Consider the following 13,904-nt stretch of genomic DNA (forward strand, 5'->3'; position numbering starts at 1 on the left):
GCTATTTCTCTTTGTGCAAATGCGCGATCAGCGCGGCCCGCCGCGTTTTCCCGGCCGGTGGCGCTAGAGATTTTCATCACCAAGGAGAGATTAAATGTCCCATACGCCAGCCGAAACCCGCAGGCTTTCGCCACTCAAGACGCCGTCCAGCCTGTCGACCAACGCCACTACCGATATTTCGGCGGCGCTGACCGCGCTGCTCGCCGATGTCTTTACGCTTTATGTGAAGACCAAGAATTTCCATTGGCACATGTCCGGCCCGCATTTTCGCGATTATCATCTGCTGCTCGACGAACAGGCGGAGCAGATCTTCGCGATGACCGACGACATTGCCGAGCGTGCCCGCAAGATCGGCGGCACGACGCTGCGCTCCATCGGCCAGATCGCTCGTCAGCAGCGCCTTTTGGACAATGACGCGGATTTCGTCACGCCCGAGGACATGTTGTCGGAACTGCGCGAGGATAACGTTCAGCTCGTTTCGCTGCTGCGCGAGGTGCATGGCCTTTGCGACGAGCATAATGACGTCGCAACCGCCAGCCTGATCGAGAACTGGATCGACGAGGGCGAGCGCCGCACCTGGTTCCTGTTCGAAACGACGCGCCCGCAGAAATAACATCGGCAGACCGGGCATGTCCGTCATGCCCGGTTCTTAGCTCTCCAGCGCCCGCGGCCGCAGCCAGCGCGGCGTCCAGCCGAGATTCATGCCGGCGGCGGCAAGGAGAATGATCGCCGCGCCGGCGATCTGCATCGGCTGCAGTGCGTGGCCGAAGGCCAGCCGGTCGACGAGGATTGCCGCGATCGGATAGATGAACGACAGGGCGCCTGTGAGATGCGTCGGCAGCCTCTGGATCGCGCCGTAGAGCAGCACATACATCAGTCCGGTATGGACGACGCCGACGGTCACCAGGATCGCCCAGGACCTGACATCGCCGGGCGGATGCGAAAAGTCCGTCATCGGCGCCAGCATCAGCATGCCGGTTGCGACCTGGATGAGCGCGATCAGATGCGGCGGCGTGCCTTTCAGCCATTTCGCGGCAAGGGCTGCGAGCGCATAGAAGAAGGCCGCACCGAGCGCCATCAGGATGCCGAGGCCGTATCCGTCAGATGTCGCCCCGCCTGTCTCCGGTTTTGCCTCGACGATGGCAATCATGCCGGCGAAGGCGAGTGTCAGCCAGAACAGCTTGGTGGCGGTGATCTTCTCGCCGAGGAAGAGCGCGCCGAGCACGAGCAGCATGAAAGGCTGGGTGTTATAGACAGTGGTCGCGATCGAGATCGTCGCATGCGAATAGGAGGCAAACAGCAGCAGCCAGTTCAAGACGATGGCGATGCCGCCGAAAATGGCGATGCCGAAGGCGCGCAGCGTGATGATGCCGGGCCGCAGCAGACCGAGAGCGCCGCAGATGACGAGCAAAGTGAGCGCGCCGAACACGCAGCGCCAGAAGACCACGCCGCTGACGGGTTGGCCCGACATGACGACGAACCAGCCGATCGTCCCCGAGATCAGCATCGCTGCCGTCATTTCCGCCGTGCCTCTTTTGATGTCGCTGCCCATGATTGCCTCCATTTCGGTGACATAAGAATATTGCGTCCAGAGGCGATTTTATATAAGGATAAGAAGGAAGATGATGGGTACGGCCTAATCATAAGAGGAGAATGTCTCGCTGTGGCTAATGATGTGCAATCGCTCGACGAAATCGATCAGGCCATTCTGGAGGCGCTGGCCGGCAATGCGCGGATCTCGCTGAAGGAACTGGCCCAGCAGGTCGGCCTGTCCTCGCCGAGTGCCGCCGAGCGCCTGCGCCGGCTGGAGGAGCGCGGCGTTATCAAGGCCTTCACCATCGACCTCGATCCCGCCGCCGTCGGTTATCCTCTGCAGGCCATCGTGCGCGTGCGTCCGCTGCCGGGACAGCTGCACATCGTCGAGCGGATCATCCAGGAAATTCCCGAAATCATCGAATGCGACAAGGTGACGGGTGATGATTGCTTCATCGCCCGCCTGGTCATCCGCTCCATGGCCGACCTCGACGGCATCCTCGACCGGGTTGCCGAAAGGGCGGAGACCAACACCGCGATGATCAAAGCCTCGCCCGTCAAGCGCCGCCTGCCGCCGCTTTCCCGCCGGAAATAGGGGGGTCTAGAATTCCGCCATCGGCGACAACATCGCCGGAAAATCCGGGGTGGCATCGCTGAGCCCGCGCAGCATCAGCCTCGTGCCGCTTTCCAACTGATGTGGAACACCCTCCCAGCTGAGCTTGTCGGGACGGAACAGCACCTCGACGGAGGCGGGCACGATCTCCAGTCCGCCAAGGATCGCGGCAAGCGAGGGCATCTCCGCCGCCACGACGTCGAGAAGGCTGAAGCGGCCCGCCTCATCGATCTTCCAGGCAATCACCGCCTGTTTGTCTTCCAGGAAGCTGATGCGGACATCGGGATCGAGTTGGGTGTTGATCAGAAACATCGCTGCATTGTCCGTGACCGCCAGCGACGTCGAAACCGGGCTTCTTGCCTTCAGCAGCGATTGCAGCAAGGCAAGGTCATCCGCGTTTGTCGGCAAAAGCGGCCGGGCCGGTGCGGCGGAAGCTGAAGGGGCGGGTGCTGCTCCCTCGTATCGGTGCAGCGGTATCGCGTGGAAACCATAGGGCTCGTAGAGCGACGGCTTGTCGGTATAGAGGATGACGGCTTCAAAATCTTGCTGCTCGCACCAGTCGAGCGCTTTTACCGTCACGTCGCGATAGAGCCCGCGGCCGCGCCATGGTGGCCGGACAGCACCCGATTGCAGCCCGGCGGCATGGACGATCCTGCCATTGAGGACGAAGGGCAGTGCAAAGGCCGAAATATTGGCCGTAAGCCCACCTTCGGCATCAAACCAGCCGAACGGCATGCTGGTGGGGTCGGGTCCGCCGAGTTGTTGCAGCGGTCCGATATCGATGCCGAAAATATCCTTGAGCAGGCAGACCAGTGCCGCCCAGCCGGCGGGGTCGCCGAAATAGTCCTGCCGGAAGGTCAGGCCAGCGCTGTCGAGGCGCTCTGCCATCAGACGCCGGTGGAGCCGAAGCCGCCTGCGCCGCGCATCGTTTCGCTTGCCGCGGTGATCTCCGCCACCCGCGCCTGGGTCACCGGCGCGATCACCATCTGGGCGATGCGCATGCCGCGCGAAATGACGAAGGCTTCGTCGCCGAGATTGGCGAGCAGCACCTTCACTTCACCGCGATAGTCGCTGTCGACGGTGCCCGGCGAATTCAGGCAGGTGATGCCGTTTTTGAAGGCCAGGCCGGAGCGCGGCCGCACTTGTCCCTCGAAACCTTCGGGGATCTCGAAGATGAAGCCGGTCGGCACCAGCGCCCGTTTGCCGGGCAGAAGCGTCAGCGGTGCTGTCTCGTCGACGGCAGCGCGCAGGTCCATGCCGGCCGCTCCCTTGCTTTCATAGGCGGGTAGGTCGAGGCCTTCGCCATTGGCTAAGCGGATGAGGTTCAGCGTCGGGCGCGTATCGTGATGAATGGTCATGGCCCATTACTTTGCGCCGGAAGGCCCGAGGTCAATTGCAATGCCGGGCTTTAATCGCTAGATACGCGGCAATTCCACAGGATTCACAAGCATGGCCGAAAGTCTCGCCGAGGCGGTCTCCCGCCGCCGCACATTCGCTATTATCGCCCACCCGGACGCGGGTAAGACGACGCTCACCGAAAAGCTGCTGCTGTTCGGCGGCGCCATTCAGCTTGCCGGCGAAGTCAAGGCGAAGAAGGATCGCATGCAGACGCGCTCCGACTGGATGAAGATCGAGCGCGAACGCGGCATCTCCGTCGTCACCTCGGTGATGACCTTCGAATATAACGACAATGTCTTCAACATCCTCGACACGCCGGGTCACGAGGATTTCGCCGACGACACCTATCGCACGCTGACCGCCGTCGACGCCGCCGTCATGGTCATCGATGCCGCCAAGGGCATCGAGCCGCGCACGCTGAAGCTCTTCGAAGTCTGCCGCATGCGCGATATCCCGATCATCACCTTCATCAACAAGATGGATCGCGAAAGCCGCGATCCCTTCGAGATCCTCGACGAGGTGGAAGAGAAGCTGGCGCTGGATACCGCGCCGATCACCTGGCCGATCGGCCGTTCCAAGACCTTCTGCGGTTCCTACAATATCGCCGCCAACACGGTGCGCGGTTCGGATACCGAAATCGAGGGAACGCCGGTCAACGGCCCGCAAAGCGTGGCCGGCAGGCTGCCGGAAAACGAGCGCCAAGTCTTCGTCGAGGAGACGGAGCTGGCGATCGAGGCCTGCCGTCCGTTCAACCGCGAATCCTTCCTGGAGGGCCATATGACGCCTGTCTTTTTCGGCTCGGCGCTACGCAATTACGGCGTTCGCGACCTCATCAACGCGCTCGGCGATTTTGCGCCGCCGCCGCGTGACCAGGTCGCCGATACCAGGATCGTGCACGCGACCGACGACAAGATGACGGCGTTCGTCTTCAAGATCCAGGCCAACATGGATCCCAACCACCGCGACCGCATCGCCTTTGCCCGCATCTGCTCCGGCAAGCTCGAGCGCGGCATGAAGGCAAGGCTTGCCCGCACCGGCAAGCAGCTCGGCCTGACGGCGCCGCAATTCTTCTTCGCCTCGCAGCGCCAGCTCGCCGACACCGCCTATGCCGGCGACGTCGTCGGCATTCCCAACCACGGGACGCTCCGGATCGGCGATACGCTGACCGAAGGTGAATCGCTGGTCTTCCAAGGCGTGCCGAACTTCTCGCCGGAGATCCTGCGGCGCGTGCGCCTGGAAGACGCGATGAAGGCGAAGAAGCTCAAGGAAGCCCTGCAGCAGATGGCCGAAGAAGGCGTCGTCCAGCTGTTTTCGCCGGAAGACGGCTCGCCGGCGATCGTCGGCGTCGTCGGCGCCCTGCAGCTCGACGTCTTGAAGGAGCGGCTGATGGCCGAATACGGCCTGCCGGTCTCCTTCGAAATGTCGCGTTTCTCCGTCTGCCGCTGGATCTCGGCCGATCAGCCGGCCGATCTGGAAAAATTCCTCACCGTCAAGCGCGGCGATATCGCCCGCGATCTCGACGGCGATCCGGTCTTCCTCGCCCAGGATGGTTTCTCGCTGCGTTACGAGTCCGAGCGCCATCCGGCGATCAAGATGGTCGCCATCAAGGAATATCACGCCGCCAAGGCGGCGTGATACCGAGGCAATTATCCGCTAAGGGATTGCAAAAGCGGCCTGAATAGCATGGTTATCGCGCCCCTGCGGCGCGGCGGCCGATCTGCCGTCAGCCGGCGGCGATGATCTCGATCTCGACCAGCCAGTCATCGCGCAGCGTTTCGACGATGATGGCCGTGGTCGGCACGGCGCGGCCGCCAAGCGCCCGAAGGCGGGCATTCTGGTTCGCTTCCACAAAGGCGCCGTCGCTGAGATAGCTCGTCAGCCGCACGATATTGTCCACCGTCATATCGGCGGACGTGAGGATGGCCCGCAGATTGGACCAGATGAGTGCCAGCTGTCCTTCCAGATCGGTCGCCGCCATTCCATCTGGATCGAGTCCCATCGTACCGCTGACGAAGAGCAGCCGGGACGGATGCCTGACCTCCAGTGCATGGATGTAATCAGGGCTGGCCGCATAGATCCCGTTTGCTGGATTGTGCGCGATCATCTCCATGAAACACTCCTCTTCCGAATATTCTATTGAATAATGGCAGTATCGGCGATTATTCTTCGGCAGAAAGGGGATTTTGCGGAATGGCGAAAAATACAGAGGATCTTCGGCAAAGGCGCCCACAGCAGCCGGTCATCGATGCATTCGACCGAAGAATATTAGCCGCCCTCGCCGCCGACAGCAGCCAGAGTTATGCCAGGCTTGGCGAAGCGGTCGGCCTCTCGGCGCCGGCCGTGCATGAGCGTGTGCGCCGCCTGAGACAATCCGGCGCCATCAAGGGCGTGCATGCCGCGCTGGATGGCGCAGCGCTCGGCAAGCCGCTGCTTGCCTTCGTGCATGTGGAGGCGGCGGGCTGGGGCAAGAGCGAGCGGCTGATGCAGGTCCTGCAGTTTCCCGAGGTCGAGGAGATGCATTCGGTCGCCGGCGACGCCAGCGTTCTCTTCAAGGTCCGCACCGCCAGCCCGCAGGCCTTGGAGGCTTTTCTGGCGCAGATCCACGCCGTTCCCGGTGTCACCGGCAGCCGCAGCTATATTGCGCTTTCCACCTATCTGGAGCGTCCGGTACAGGCCGGCGTCACCGATAGTTGGCCGGACATGCCTCTGCCGGAATAAAGGCGGGATGTTAAGCCGGCGTCAGCCTAATCCTCGCCCTCGAAGCGTGGCAGCGTTTCGATATTCTCCACCCCGGGCAAAGCCGAGCGGCACCATATCTGCTTTTTCGGCGTCAGTTCCCGCCGCTGGTCGATGCCGCCGACGCGGATGCCGATCGCGCCGCCTTCGCCGTCCGTGCGGTAGAGCGGCGATCCGCAATTCGGGCAGAAAAACTGACGGCTGAGACCGCCGCTGTCGCCATATTTTGCATAGCCTCTCGGCTCGCCTGATAGGAGTGTGAAACTTCCCGGTCGCGCCGGTGCGGTGACGCGATAGGCCGAGCCCGTCAACCGCTGGCAATCGGTGCAATGGCAGATCGAGATCCGCTCCGGATCGATCTCCGCCTGATAGCGGATCGCGCCGCAATGGCATCCCCCAGTGATATGCATCGGCGATTCCTCAGTCCGCCGGCTGAGCGGCCGGGTGTGTGGCGTAAAACGCCTTCGCATCCGCCGTGAAGGCGGCCCGCTGATCGGCTTTCGTATAGAACATATGGCCGCCGCGATAAAGCTTTAGCCCGACGCGGCCGCCGGCGAGCGAGGGCGGCAGGTGGTCGACGACGTAGCGGCTGACGCTGTAAGGCGTCACCAGATCGCTGTAGCCATGCGCGATCAGCAGATGGAATGCCGGGTTCGAGGCGAGCAACTGCCTGACGTCGTCGGTGGCGCTGGCCTGGAATCGCGATCCGCCGCCGCGCCCGCCGCCCCATTCCCAGCGTCGGCTGATATCGCCGTCGAGCAGCGAATAGGTCATCTCGGTCTTGAAGCCGAGCTCGTTGCGGGCGTAGTCGGCAAAGGCGCCGCCATAGGCGCGGGTGAAGCCGTCGAGGATTGCGTCGTCGCCGCGGTCGTAATCCGATTCCGGATAGGGATCGGGTGCTGCAAAGGAGGCGTCGTATGAGCTCATCACCTCGCCGCTGCCCGCGTCCGAATGTTTGACGAAGGAACTGCCGAGGAAGCCGCGGTTGCGGGTGACGATATCCTCGGGAATGCCGGTCAATGCGGCGATCCTTCCATAGAAGGCGGCGGCGTCGGCACCCGTCGGCGGCGGCCCGGCCAGCGTCGTCAGATAGTCCCCGAGCGCGAAGCTCTCGGCCGCCTTCTGCTTCTCTTCGTCAAAGGCCTTGTGCCGGTCGAGTTCGGCGGCGGCGAGCGACGGCAGCTCCAGCGCGGCGCCGAGCGGGAACTGATCGGCATTGAACATCAGCTGGCCCTCGAGCAGCGGTGAGAGCATGACAGCGCCGGCGACGATGATGCCCTGGCTTTCCTGCAGCGCCGAGGCGACCTTGGCGGCGCGGAAGCCGCCATAACTTTCGCCGAGAAGATATTTCGGCGAGTTGGAGCGGTTGTTATGCGCGACATAGAGCGCGATCGCCTTGGCGATGCTCTCAGCATCGGCACTGACGTTATAATAATTGGAGGCGTCGTCGGCCTTCGCCGTCCGGCTCCAGCCGGTGCCGATCGGATCGATCAGCACGAGGTCGGTGAAATCGAGCCAGCTCTGTGGGTTGTCGACGAGTTTCGCATTGGCGCCGTCGCGTCCGTCCGGCCCGAAATCGAGCACCTTCGGCCCGACCAGCCCGAGATGCAGGAAGGCGGAAGCAGCACCCGGCCCGCCGTTGAACGCAAAGGTCAGAGGCCGGTTCGCCCCGCTATCCCTTGCGACATAGGCGGTGTAGAAGATCGCGCCGGTCTGCGCCCCGTCCTGGCCGAAAAGATCCAGCGTGCCGGCAGTCGCGGTATAGGCAATCTTCCGGCCGCCGATCGTCGAGGCGTGCTCGGTGACGGAATCGGCCGGCAGAAGCTTCAGCACGCCGTCGCGTGCGCCGCTCTGGACATTCGCCCTCGGTGGATCGCTTTCCTGCGCATGGGAAAGGGCAGGTGCCAGCGACGCCATAATCGTAGCGAGCAGAAACAGGGTTCGTATGCGCAAGATATCTCCTCCGGCGGTCGGGATGAGAGGCTGAGATAGCGTAGCATCCGCGGCCGACGACCGGCATCAAGAGATGGTGATGGATAGGTGAGCGAACGGCTCAGCCGTCTTTTTCGACCGCATGGACATTGATCTCCACCGCCCGGCCGGCCTTCCAGCCGTTGATCGCCGCGCCCAGCCCGAGCGCGACGAAGAGGGCCGCGCACCAGGAAAAACTTCCGGTCCAGCCGCGGATGAGGCCGACGATGAGCGGGCCGATGGCGGCGAGCAGGTAACCGACACATTGCGCCATGCCGGAAAGATGGGCGGCGACATCGGGATCGCGCGAGCGCAGTACGATCGTCGTCATAGCCGCCGCGATCAGTCCCCCCTGGCCGATGCCCTGCAGCACCGCCCACAGCCAGACCGTCGAAAGCGGCGCGAAGAGCAGGCCGAGCAGGGCAATGACGGCGACGCCGCAGAGGCTCGCATTGATCAGCCGCTGGTCCCGTCCGCGCACGGCGATATGCGGCACGATCAGGCAGGATGCCGCCTGCACCATCACCGACAGGGAAACGATCGCCCCTGATGTGACGCCGTCGAGCCCGCGTTCGCGCAAGATCGGAACCAGCCAGCCGAAGACGCAATAGGCAAGTGCCGATTGCAGCCCCATGAACAGCGTCACCTGCCAAGCGAGCCGGTCGCGCCAGAGGCCTTTGACGTGGAAGCCGTTTCGTCTTGCCTGGCTGCCGCTGCGAAGAACCTCAGGCAGCCAGAGCAGGCTGACGGCGAGCGCCGGCAGCGCCCAGACGGCGAGGGCGCCCTCGAGAGAGCCGCCGAGCCCATGCTCGATCGGCAGCGTCAGCCCGGCGGCACTTGCCGCCCCGGCGCAGAGCGCCATCGTATAGAAGCCGGTCATCAGCGCCGCGCGCCCGGCGAAATCCCGCTTCACCAGCCCCGGCAGCAGCACGTTGCCGACGGCGATGCAGGCGCCCGCAAGGGCAGTGCCGATGAAGAGCAGCGGCACGGAAGAAAGCCCGCGCAATGCGGTGCCGAGGGCCAGAAGCAGGAGAACGCCGAGCAGCGTGCGTTCGGTGCCGAAGCGCTGGGCAAGACGAGGCGCAAGCGGCGAGAAGGCGCCGAGGCAGACAACCGGCAGCGTCGTCAGCAGGCTGGCGCCAAGCGCACTGAGGCCGAGCTCCGAGCGGATTTCCGGCAGCAGCGCCGAGGCGCTGGAGAAGACCGGGCGCAGGTTGAAGGCGATCAGCACCAGGCTTGCACCCAGCAGAAAACGATCCGCAACTCCCCGCACCGGCGTTGCCTGCGGCGGCGGAAGGCTGCCGGCCTCGGCGTCTACAAGCAGTTCGTCGGCCGCCTCCAGCGTGCTGGCGGCATTGTTGGACGGCGTGTTCATGACAGGATCATCCGGTCGAGCGCGGCAAGAACGGGCGCCATGAAGCGGCGCACCGCCGCATCCGCCTTGTCGGGATCGCCGGTTTCGATGGCGTCGACGATATCGGCATGCGCCTGCATATCTGGCTCCGGAATGTCCTTGCCGAGCGTCGCGGCAATGGTGTCGGCGATCGACGCCGAGAAGAAATCGTAGATCTCGATCATCGCCCGGTTGCCCGAAGCGGCGATGATGGCCTTGTGAAAGGCAAGGTCGCGTTCGATGAAGGCGGCCTGGTTGCCGCCGTCGTAATTGCCGCGCTCGGCAAGCAGCCTGCGAAGCCCGGCAACCGTTTCCGGCGTCTTGCGGATCGCCGTCAGCCGGGCTGCCTCGACGTCGAGCGCCAGGCGCGCCTCGAACTGGTCGCGCAGGCTGGCGCGCCGCGCCATCGTCAGCGGCCGGCCGGCATCGCTGGTGGCGCGGACATAGGTTCCCGAACCCTGCCTTGTTTCGAGATAACCCTGGGAGGCGAGAACGCGCACCGCCTCGCGCACCGTGCCCCGGCTGACGGACAGCATGGCCGACAGCGAGGCTTCATTCGGCAATTTCTCGCCGACCGCCCAGCGTTTGCCGAGAATGTCGCCGCGGATCGCCTCGATCGCCTCATCGGCGAGATTGGTCTTGCTGAGCGCTCGCATCCCATTACGCATAAAGTCATCTGATGACTTTATGCGTAATGGGATTTCGATCTTTCGTCAACGCCTGACATCAAGACAATAAAGACATCAAGACAATAAAAAAGGGCCGCCTCAGCGACCCTTTCCATGAGTTTGGCCTCAAACTGGCCTGGACTGTCTATGCAGCCCTAGGAAGGTGGGGATTAGAGCGAGGGCTGCCTCGCCTTCATCACCTCTTCCATGCCCGTTACGAGGTCCGAAATCTCATTAGACATTGGATCACCTTCCTTTCGTTCTGTTGCTGATGACTTAAAGTTAGGCCGATTCTTCGCAGATGCAAGAGAGAAATGCGTTCAGTGCGCAGCTTTGATGAAGGTGCCGTTCTGCAGTTCGCGCATCGCCTGCATGATTTCCTCGCGCGAATTCATCACGATCGGGCCGTGCCAGGCAACCGGCTCCTCGATCGGCTTGCCGGAGACAAGCAGGAAACGGATGCCCTGGTCGCCTGCCTGCACCGTCACTTCGTCGCCGCTGTCGAAGACCACGAGCGTGCGGTTGCCGGACATGTCGCGGATATTCAATTCCTCGCCGTCGACTTCCTTCTCGACGCGCACGCCGAAGGGTTTCGATGCATCGCGGAAGGTGCCGGAGCCGGCGAAGATATAGGCGAAGGCATTGCGGTAGGTATCGACCGGCAGGCGCTTCTTCCGGCCGGGCGGCACCGAAACGTCGAGATAGATCGGCTCGGCGGCGACGCCATCGACCGGACCGGCCTTGCCCCAGAAATCGCCGCAGATCACCCGCACCGCCGTGCCGTCATCATCGACGACGACAGGAATATCGGTGGATTTGACGTCCTGGTAGCGCGGCGCCGTCATCTTCAGCGAGGAGGGCAGGTTCGCCCAGAGCTGGAAGCCGTGCATACGGCCGGCAAAATCGCCCTTCGGCATTTCCTGGTGCATGATGCCGCTGCCGGCTGTCATCCACTGGATGTCGCCGGCGCCGAGCAGGCCGCTATTGCCCAAGCTGTCGCCGTGCTCGACGGTGCCGGCGAGCACATAGGTGATCGTCTCGATGCCGCGATGCGGATGCCAGGGAAAACCGCGGATATATTCCGCCGGATTGTTGTTGCGGAAATCATCCATCATCAGGAAGGGATCGGTCATCGCGGGATCGCCGAAGCCGAAGACGCGGTGCAGCTTGACGCCGGCGCCTTCCATGGTCGGTGTGGCAGTACTTTCGTGCTTGACGGGGCGGATCGACATGGCGTCCTCCTAGAGGTTCAACTTGGCGGCGACTATAGCCGCCCGGCTGCCGGGCGCGAAGTCTGCGGGGCAGACAACGCAGTGTTCACAAAAGAACACAGCGTTTCGCCGAATTTGAAGAGGTCAGGCGTCAAGAAATCGTCATGTTTCACTTGCAAACCGGCCGGGCGTTAAGCTGTTATTAGCGACGACATTCGACAATTCAGTTGCGTTTCAGCATTTCCCGCCGATGCGGCGGGTTCCGGAGCAAAGAGCCATGTGTCGCTGGGCAGCCTATCGCGGAGACCCCCTCTATCTCGAGGAGTTGGTATCCTCGCCCGCCCATTCCCTGATCGAGCAGTCGCATTGCGCCACCCGCGCCAAGACCGCGACGAATGGCGATGGCTTCGGCATTGCCTGGTATGGTGATCGGCCAGAGCCCGGCCGCTACCGCGATATCCTACCCGCCTGGTCGGATTGCAATCTGAAGAGCCTGGCGCGGCAGATCCGTTCGCCCCTCTTCCTCGCCCATGTCCGCGCTGCCACAGGCGGCGGCACGCGCCGCGACAACTGCCACCCCTTCACCCATGGCATCTGGTCCTTCATGCATAACGGCCAGATCTCCGGCTTCGAGCGCCTGCGCCGGCCGATGGAGGCGATGCTCGACGACGAGTTGTTCAATGCCCGCGGCGGCACGACCGATTCCGAGCTGATGTTCCTGCTGGCGCTGCAGTTCGGTCTGCGCGAGGCGCCGGTCGCTGCGATGGCGGAAATGATCGGCTTCATCGAGGACCTCGCGGAAAACACCATCGGCTCGGTGCTGCTGCGCTTTACCGCTGCCTTCTCCGACGGCAAGGCGCTTTATGCCATCCGCTATGCGACCGATCGCAAGGCGCCGACGCTTTATGCCTCGCCGGTCGGCAAGGGCTATTGTCTTGTGTCGGAGCCGCTGAACGACGATGGCGATGCCTGGGCGGAGATCCCGAACGGCAGCGCCGTCACGGTCGGCGTGGGAGGAATCGACGTCGCGGATTTTCGACCGGGCAAACGGGCGGCCGTCAAACCGCAGCGCGTCGTCGTTCCAGCCTGATCCCTCGGCTTTAGCTGAACTGCTTGGCGATCAGCGCTGCCAGCCGTTCCGCCACCTCTTCCTTCGCCAGGTCAGGCCATTGCTCGACGCCGTCGCGGCGAATGAGTTTGACGCTGTTGCGGCTGCCCCCCATGATGCCGGTCGCGGGAGAAACGTCATTGGCGACGATCATGTCGGCGCCTTTCCTTTCGAGTTTCGCCTTCGCATTGCTTTCGACGTCCTGCGTCTCGGCGGCAAAGCCGATCACCAGCTTCGGCCGCATCGTATGATGGCCGACGGTTTTCAGGATGTCCGGATTCTCGGTCAGCGCCAGCGTCGGAATGGATTCGCCGGGATGTTTCTTCAGCTTCTGGTCGGCCGCCGAGGCGACGCGCCAGTCCGCCACGGCTGCGACCATCACGGCGATGTCGGCCGGCAGCGCCGCAAGCACGGCATCACGCATTTCCTCCGCCCGCTCGACATGGACGACATTGACGCCGACAGGGTCGGCGATCGTCACCGGCCCCGATACCAGCGTCACCTCCGCCCCGAGCTTCGCCAGGGCTGCGGCAATCGCATGCCCCTGCCGGCCGGAGGAGCGGTTGGCGATATAGCGCACCGGATCGATCGGCTCATGCGTCGGTCCTGACGTCACGATCGCCTTGCGTCCCCTCAGCGGCTTTTCTCCATCGTCGAGCATGGTTTCGGCAGCAGTGACGATCTCCAGCGGTTCCGCCATCCGGCCAAGCCCGGCCTCCCGGCTTTCCGCCATCTCGCCGGCCATCGGCCCGATGAAGCGGATGCCGTCGGCTCGGAGCATCGCGGCATTCCGCCGGGTCGCCGGATGCGCCCACATGGCGGGGTTCATCGCCGGTGCGGCAAGCACCGGCCTGTTCGTCGCCAGAAGCACGGTCGAGGCGAGATCGTCGGCAAGCCCGTTCGCCATCTTCGCCATCAGATCTGCGGTGGCAGGAGCGATCAGCACGAGGTCGCAGTCGCGCGCCAGGCGGATATGGCCGATATCCTGTTCGTCCTGGCGCGAAAACAGATCGAGATAGACATGGTCCGCCGCGAGTGCACCGACGGCAAGCGGCGTGACGAATTCCTGGGCGCCTTTGGTCATCACAGGGCGCACGCTCGCGCCGCGCTCGCGCAGCCGGCGGATCAGATCCAGGCTCTTATAGGCCGCGATGCCGCCCGAGATGATGAGGAGGATGCGTTTGCCGCTGAGAGCCATGGCCTTCTACCCGTTGCCTTTTCTGACCGCCCTCGACCCTAAGCCTTTGGCGGAGAACATGCAATCGCGCCGACG

The 13,904-nt window shown here is 63.5% G+C and carries 15 protein-coding genes; 5 read left to right on the forward strand and 10 right to left on the reverse strand.

Annotation, left to right across the window (positions count from 1 at the left end; translation table 11 throughout):
* Window positions 1–94 precede the first annotated feature (94 nt).
* Window positions 95–613, forward strand: coding sequence for a Dps family protein (locus RLCC275e_RS23445; RefSeq protein WP_033181260.1), 519 nt, complete (start codon window positions 95–97; stop codon window positions 611–613).
* Window positions 614–649: 36 nt separating this feature from the next.
* On the opposite strand, the gene RLCC275e_RS23450 is transcribed toward RLCC275e_RS23445, so the two are convergent.
* Window positions 650–1,564, reverse strand: a complete 915-nt coding sequence (locus RLCC275e_RS23450; RefSeq protein WP_171816922.1) for a DMT family transporter — start codon at window positions 1,562–1,564, stop codon at window positions 650–652.
* A 99-nt stretch (window positions 1,565–1,663) separates the two neighbouring features.
* Between RLCC275e_RS23450 and RLCC275e_RS23455 the strand changes: the two genes are divergently transcribed.
* The gene (locus tag RLCC275e_RS23455) at window positions 1,664–2,128 is read left to right on the forward strand and encodes an Lrp/AsnC family transcriptional regulator (RefSeq protein ID WP_012759850.1); all 465 of its coding nucleotides are present in this window, start codon (window positions 1,664–1,666) and stop codon (window positions 2,126–2,128) included.
* A 6-nt stretch (window positions 2,129–2,134) separates the two neighbouring features.
* Here RLCC275e_RS23455 and RLCC275e_RS23460 read toward each other — a convergent pair whose 3' ends face one another.
* Together RLCC275e_RS23460 and dut are read right to left on the reverse strand one after the other, a co-directional pair.
* Window positions 2,135–3,034: a GNAT family N-acetyltransferase gene (locus RLCC275e_RS23460; protein WP_033181262.1), complete on the reverse strand. Its 900-nt coding sequence runs from the start codon at window positions 3,032–3,034 to the stop codon at window positions 2,135–2,137.
* Window positions 3,034–3,504, reverse strand: coding sequence for a dUTP diphosphatase (gene dut / locus RLCC275e_RS23465; RefSeq protein ID WP_033181263.1), 471 nt, complete (start codon window positions 3,502–3,504; stop codon window positions 3,034–3,036). The genes RLCC275e_RS23460 and dut overlap by 1 nt, the downstream gene beginning before the upstream one ends.
* 91 nt (window positions 3,505–3,595) lie before the next feature.
* Here dut and RLCC275e_RS23470 point away from each other — a divergent pair, with 91 nt between their 5' ends.
* Window positions 3,596–5,179: a peptide chain release factor 3 gene (locus RLCC275e_RS23470; protein WP_033181264.1), complete on the forward strand. Its 1,584-nt coding sequence runs from the start codon at window positions 3,596–3,598 to the stop codon at window positions 5,177–5,179.
* A gap of 88 nt (window positions 5,180–5,267) precedes the next feature.
* On the opposite strand, the gene RLCC275e_RS23475 is transcribed toward RLCC275e_RS23470, so the two are convergent.
* Window positions 5,268–5,654, reverse strand: a complete 387-nt coding sequence (locus RLCC275e_RS23475) for a RidA family protein (RefSeq protein ID WP_033181265.1) — start codon at window positions 5,652–5,654, stop codon at window positions 5,268–5,270.
* 26 nt (window positions 5,655–5,680) lie between these two features.
* Between RLCC275e_RS23475 and RLCC275e_RS23480 the strand changes: the two genes are divergently transcribed.
* Complete coding sequence (locus RLCC275e_RS23480; protein WP_033181266.1) at window positions 5,681–6,262, forward strand: Lrp/AsnC family transcriptional regulator; 582 nt, start codon at window positions 5,681–5,683, stop codon at window positions 6,260–6,262.
* Between the two features lie 26 nt (window positions 6,263–6,288).
* Here the strand turns inward: RLCC275e_RS23480 and RLCC275e_RS23485 are convergent, their stop codons facing one another.
* From RLCC275e_RS23485 to RLCC275e_RS23505, 5 genes are all read right to left on the reverse strand, one after another.
* Window positions 6,289–6,690 carry a GFA family protein gene (locus RLCC275e_RS23485; RefSeq protein ID WP_033181267.1) on the reverse strand — a complete coding sequence of 134 codons (402 nt, stop codon included), beginning with the start codon at window positions 6,688–6,690 and terminating at the stop codon, window positions 6,289–6,291.
* A 10-nt stretch (window positions 6,691–6,700) separates the two neighbouring features.
* Entirely contained in the window at window positions 6,701–8,233 is a 1,533-nt protein-coding gene (locus RLCC275e_RS23490) for a S10 family peptidase (RefSeq protein WP_033181268.1), read from the reverse strand.
* A gap of 100 nt (window positions 8,234–8,333) precedes the next feature.
* Window positions 8,334–9,626 carry a CynX/NimT family MFS transporter gene (locus RLCC275e_RS23495; RefSeq protein WP_033181269.1) on the reverse strand — a complete coding sequence of 431 codons (1,293 nt, stop codon included), beginning with the start codon at window positions 9,624–9,626 and terminating at the stop codon, window positions 8,334–8,336.
* Window positions 9,623–10,300 carry a FadR/GntR family transcriptional regulator gene (locus RLCC275e_RS23500; RefSeq protein ID WP_033181270.1) on the reverse strand — a complete coding sequence of 226 codons (678 nt, stop codon included), beginning with the start codon at window positions 10,298–10,300 and terminating at the stop codon, window positions 9,623–9,625. Before RLCC275e_RS23500 ends, RLCC275e_RS23495 begins: the two co-directional genes overlap by 4 nt.
* 332 nt (window positions 10,301–10,632) lie before the next feature.
* Window positions 10,633–11,544, reverse strand: coding sequence for a pirin family protein (locus RLCC275e_RS23505; protein WP_033181271.1), 912 nt, complete (start codon window positions 11,542–11,544; stop codon window positions 10,633–10,635).
* Between the two features lie 256 nt (window positions 11,545–11,800).
* Here RLCC275e_RS23505 and RLCC275e_RS23510 point away from each other — a divergent pair, with 256 nt between their 5' ends.
* Window positions 11,801–12,613: a class II glutamine amidotransferase gene (locus RLCC275e_RS23510; RefSeq protein WP_033181272.1), complete on the forward strand. Its 813-nt coding sequence runs from the start codon at window positions 11,801–11,803 to the stop codon at window positions 12,611–12,613.
* 10 nt (window positions 12,614–12,623) lie between these two features.
* Here RLCC275e_RS23510 and coaBC read toward each other — a convergent pair whose 3' ends face one another.
* A complete protein-coding gene (coaBC, locus tag RLCC275e_RS23515) occupies window positions 12,624–13,829 on the reverse strand; it encodes a bifunctional phosphopantothenoylcysteine decarboxylase/phosphopantothenate--cysteine ligase CoaBC (RefSeq protein ID WP_033181273.1) in 1,206 nt (401 codons plus the stop codon).
* Window positions 13,830–13,904 lie beyond the last annotated feature (75 nt).

The organism is Rhizobium brockwellii, from assembly GCF_000769405.2.
Taxonomy (GTDB): Bacteria; Pseudomonadota; Alphaproteobacteria; order Rhizobiales; family Rhizobiaceae; genus Rhizobium; species Rhizobium brockwellii.

What these genes read in the sequence shown, in the direction of transcription:
- RLCC275e_RS23445 (WP_033181260.1), top strand. Translation starts at nt 95, where the DNA reads ATGTCCCATACGCCAGCCGAAACCCGCAGGCTTTCGCCACTCAAGACG.
- RLCC275e_RS23450 (WP_171816922.1), bottom strand. Translation starts at nt 1,564, where the DNA reads ATGGAGGCAATCATGGGCAGCGACATCAAAAGAGGCACGGCGGAAATG.
- RLCC275e_RS23460 (WP_033181262.1), bottom strand. Translation starts at nt 3,034, where the DNA reads ATGGCAGAGCGCCTCGACAGCGCTGGCCTGACCTTCCGGCAGGACTAT.
- dut (WP_033181263.1), bottom strand. Translation starts at nt 3,504, where the DNA reads ATGACCATTCATCACGATACGCGCCCGACGCTGAACCTCATCCGCTTA.
- RLCC275e_RS23470 (WP_033181264.1), top strand. Translation starts at nt 3,596, where the DNA reads ATGGCCGAAAGTCTCGCCGAGGCGGTCTCCCGCCGCCGCACATTCGCT.
- RLCC275e_RS23475 (WP_033181265.1), bottom strand. Translation starts at nt 5,654, where the DNA reads ATGGAGATGATCGCGCACAATCCAGCAAACGGGATCTATGCGGCCAGC.
- RLCC275e_RS23485 (WP_033181267.1), bottom strand. Translation starts at nt 6,690, where the DNA reads ATGCATATCACTGGGGGATGCCATTGCGGCGCGATCCGCTATCAGGCG.
- RLCC275e_RS23495 (WP_033181269.1), bottom strand. Translation starts at nt 9,626, where the DNA reads ATGAACACGCCGTCCAACAATGCCGCCAGCACGCTGGAGGCGGCCGAC.
- RLCC275e_RS23500 (WP_033181270.1), bottom strand. Translation starts at nt 10,300, where the DNA reads ATGCGAGCGCTCAGCAAGACCAATCTCGCCGATGAGGCGATCGAGGCG.
- RLCC275e_RS23505 (WP_033181271.1), bottom strand. Translation starts at nt 11,544, where the DNA reads ATGTCGATCCGCCCCGTCAAGCACGAAAGTACTGCCACACCGACCATG.
- RLCC275e_RS23510 (WP_033181272.1), top strand. Translation starts at nt 11,801, where the DNA reads ATGTGTCGCTGGGCAGCCTATCGCGGAGACCCCCTCTATCTCGAGGAG.
- coaBC (WP_033181273.1), bottom strand. Translation starts at nt 13,829, where the DNA reads ATGGCTCTCAGCGGCAAACGCATCCTCCTCATCATCTCGGGCGGCATC.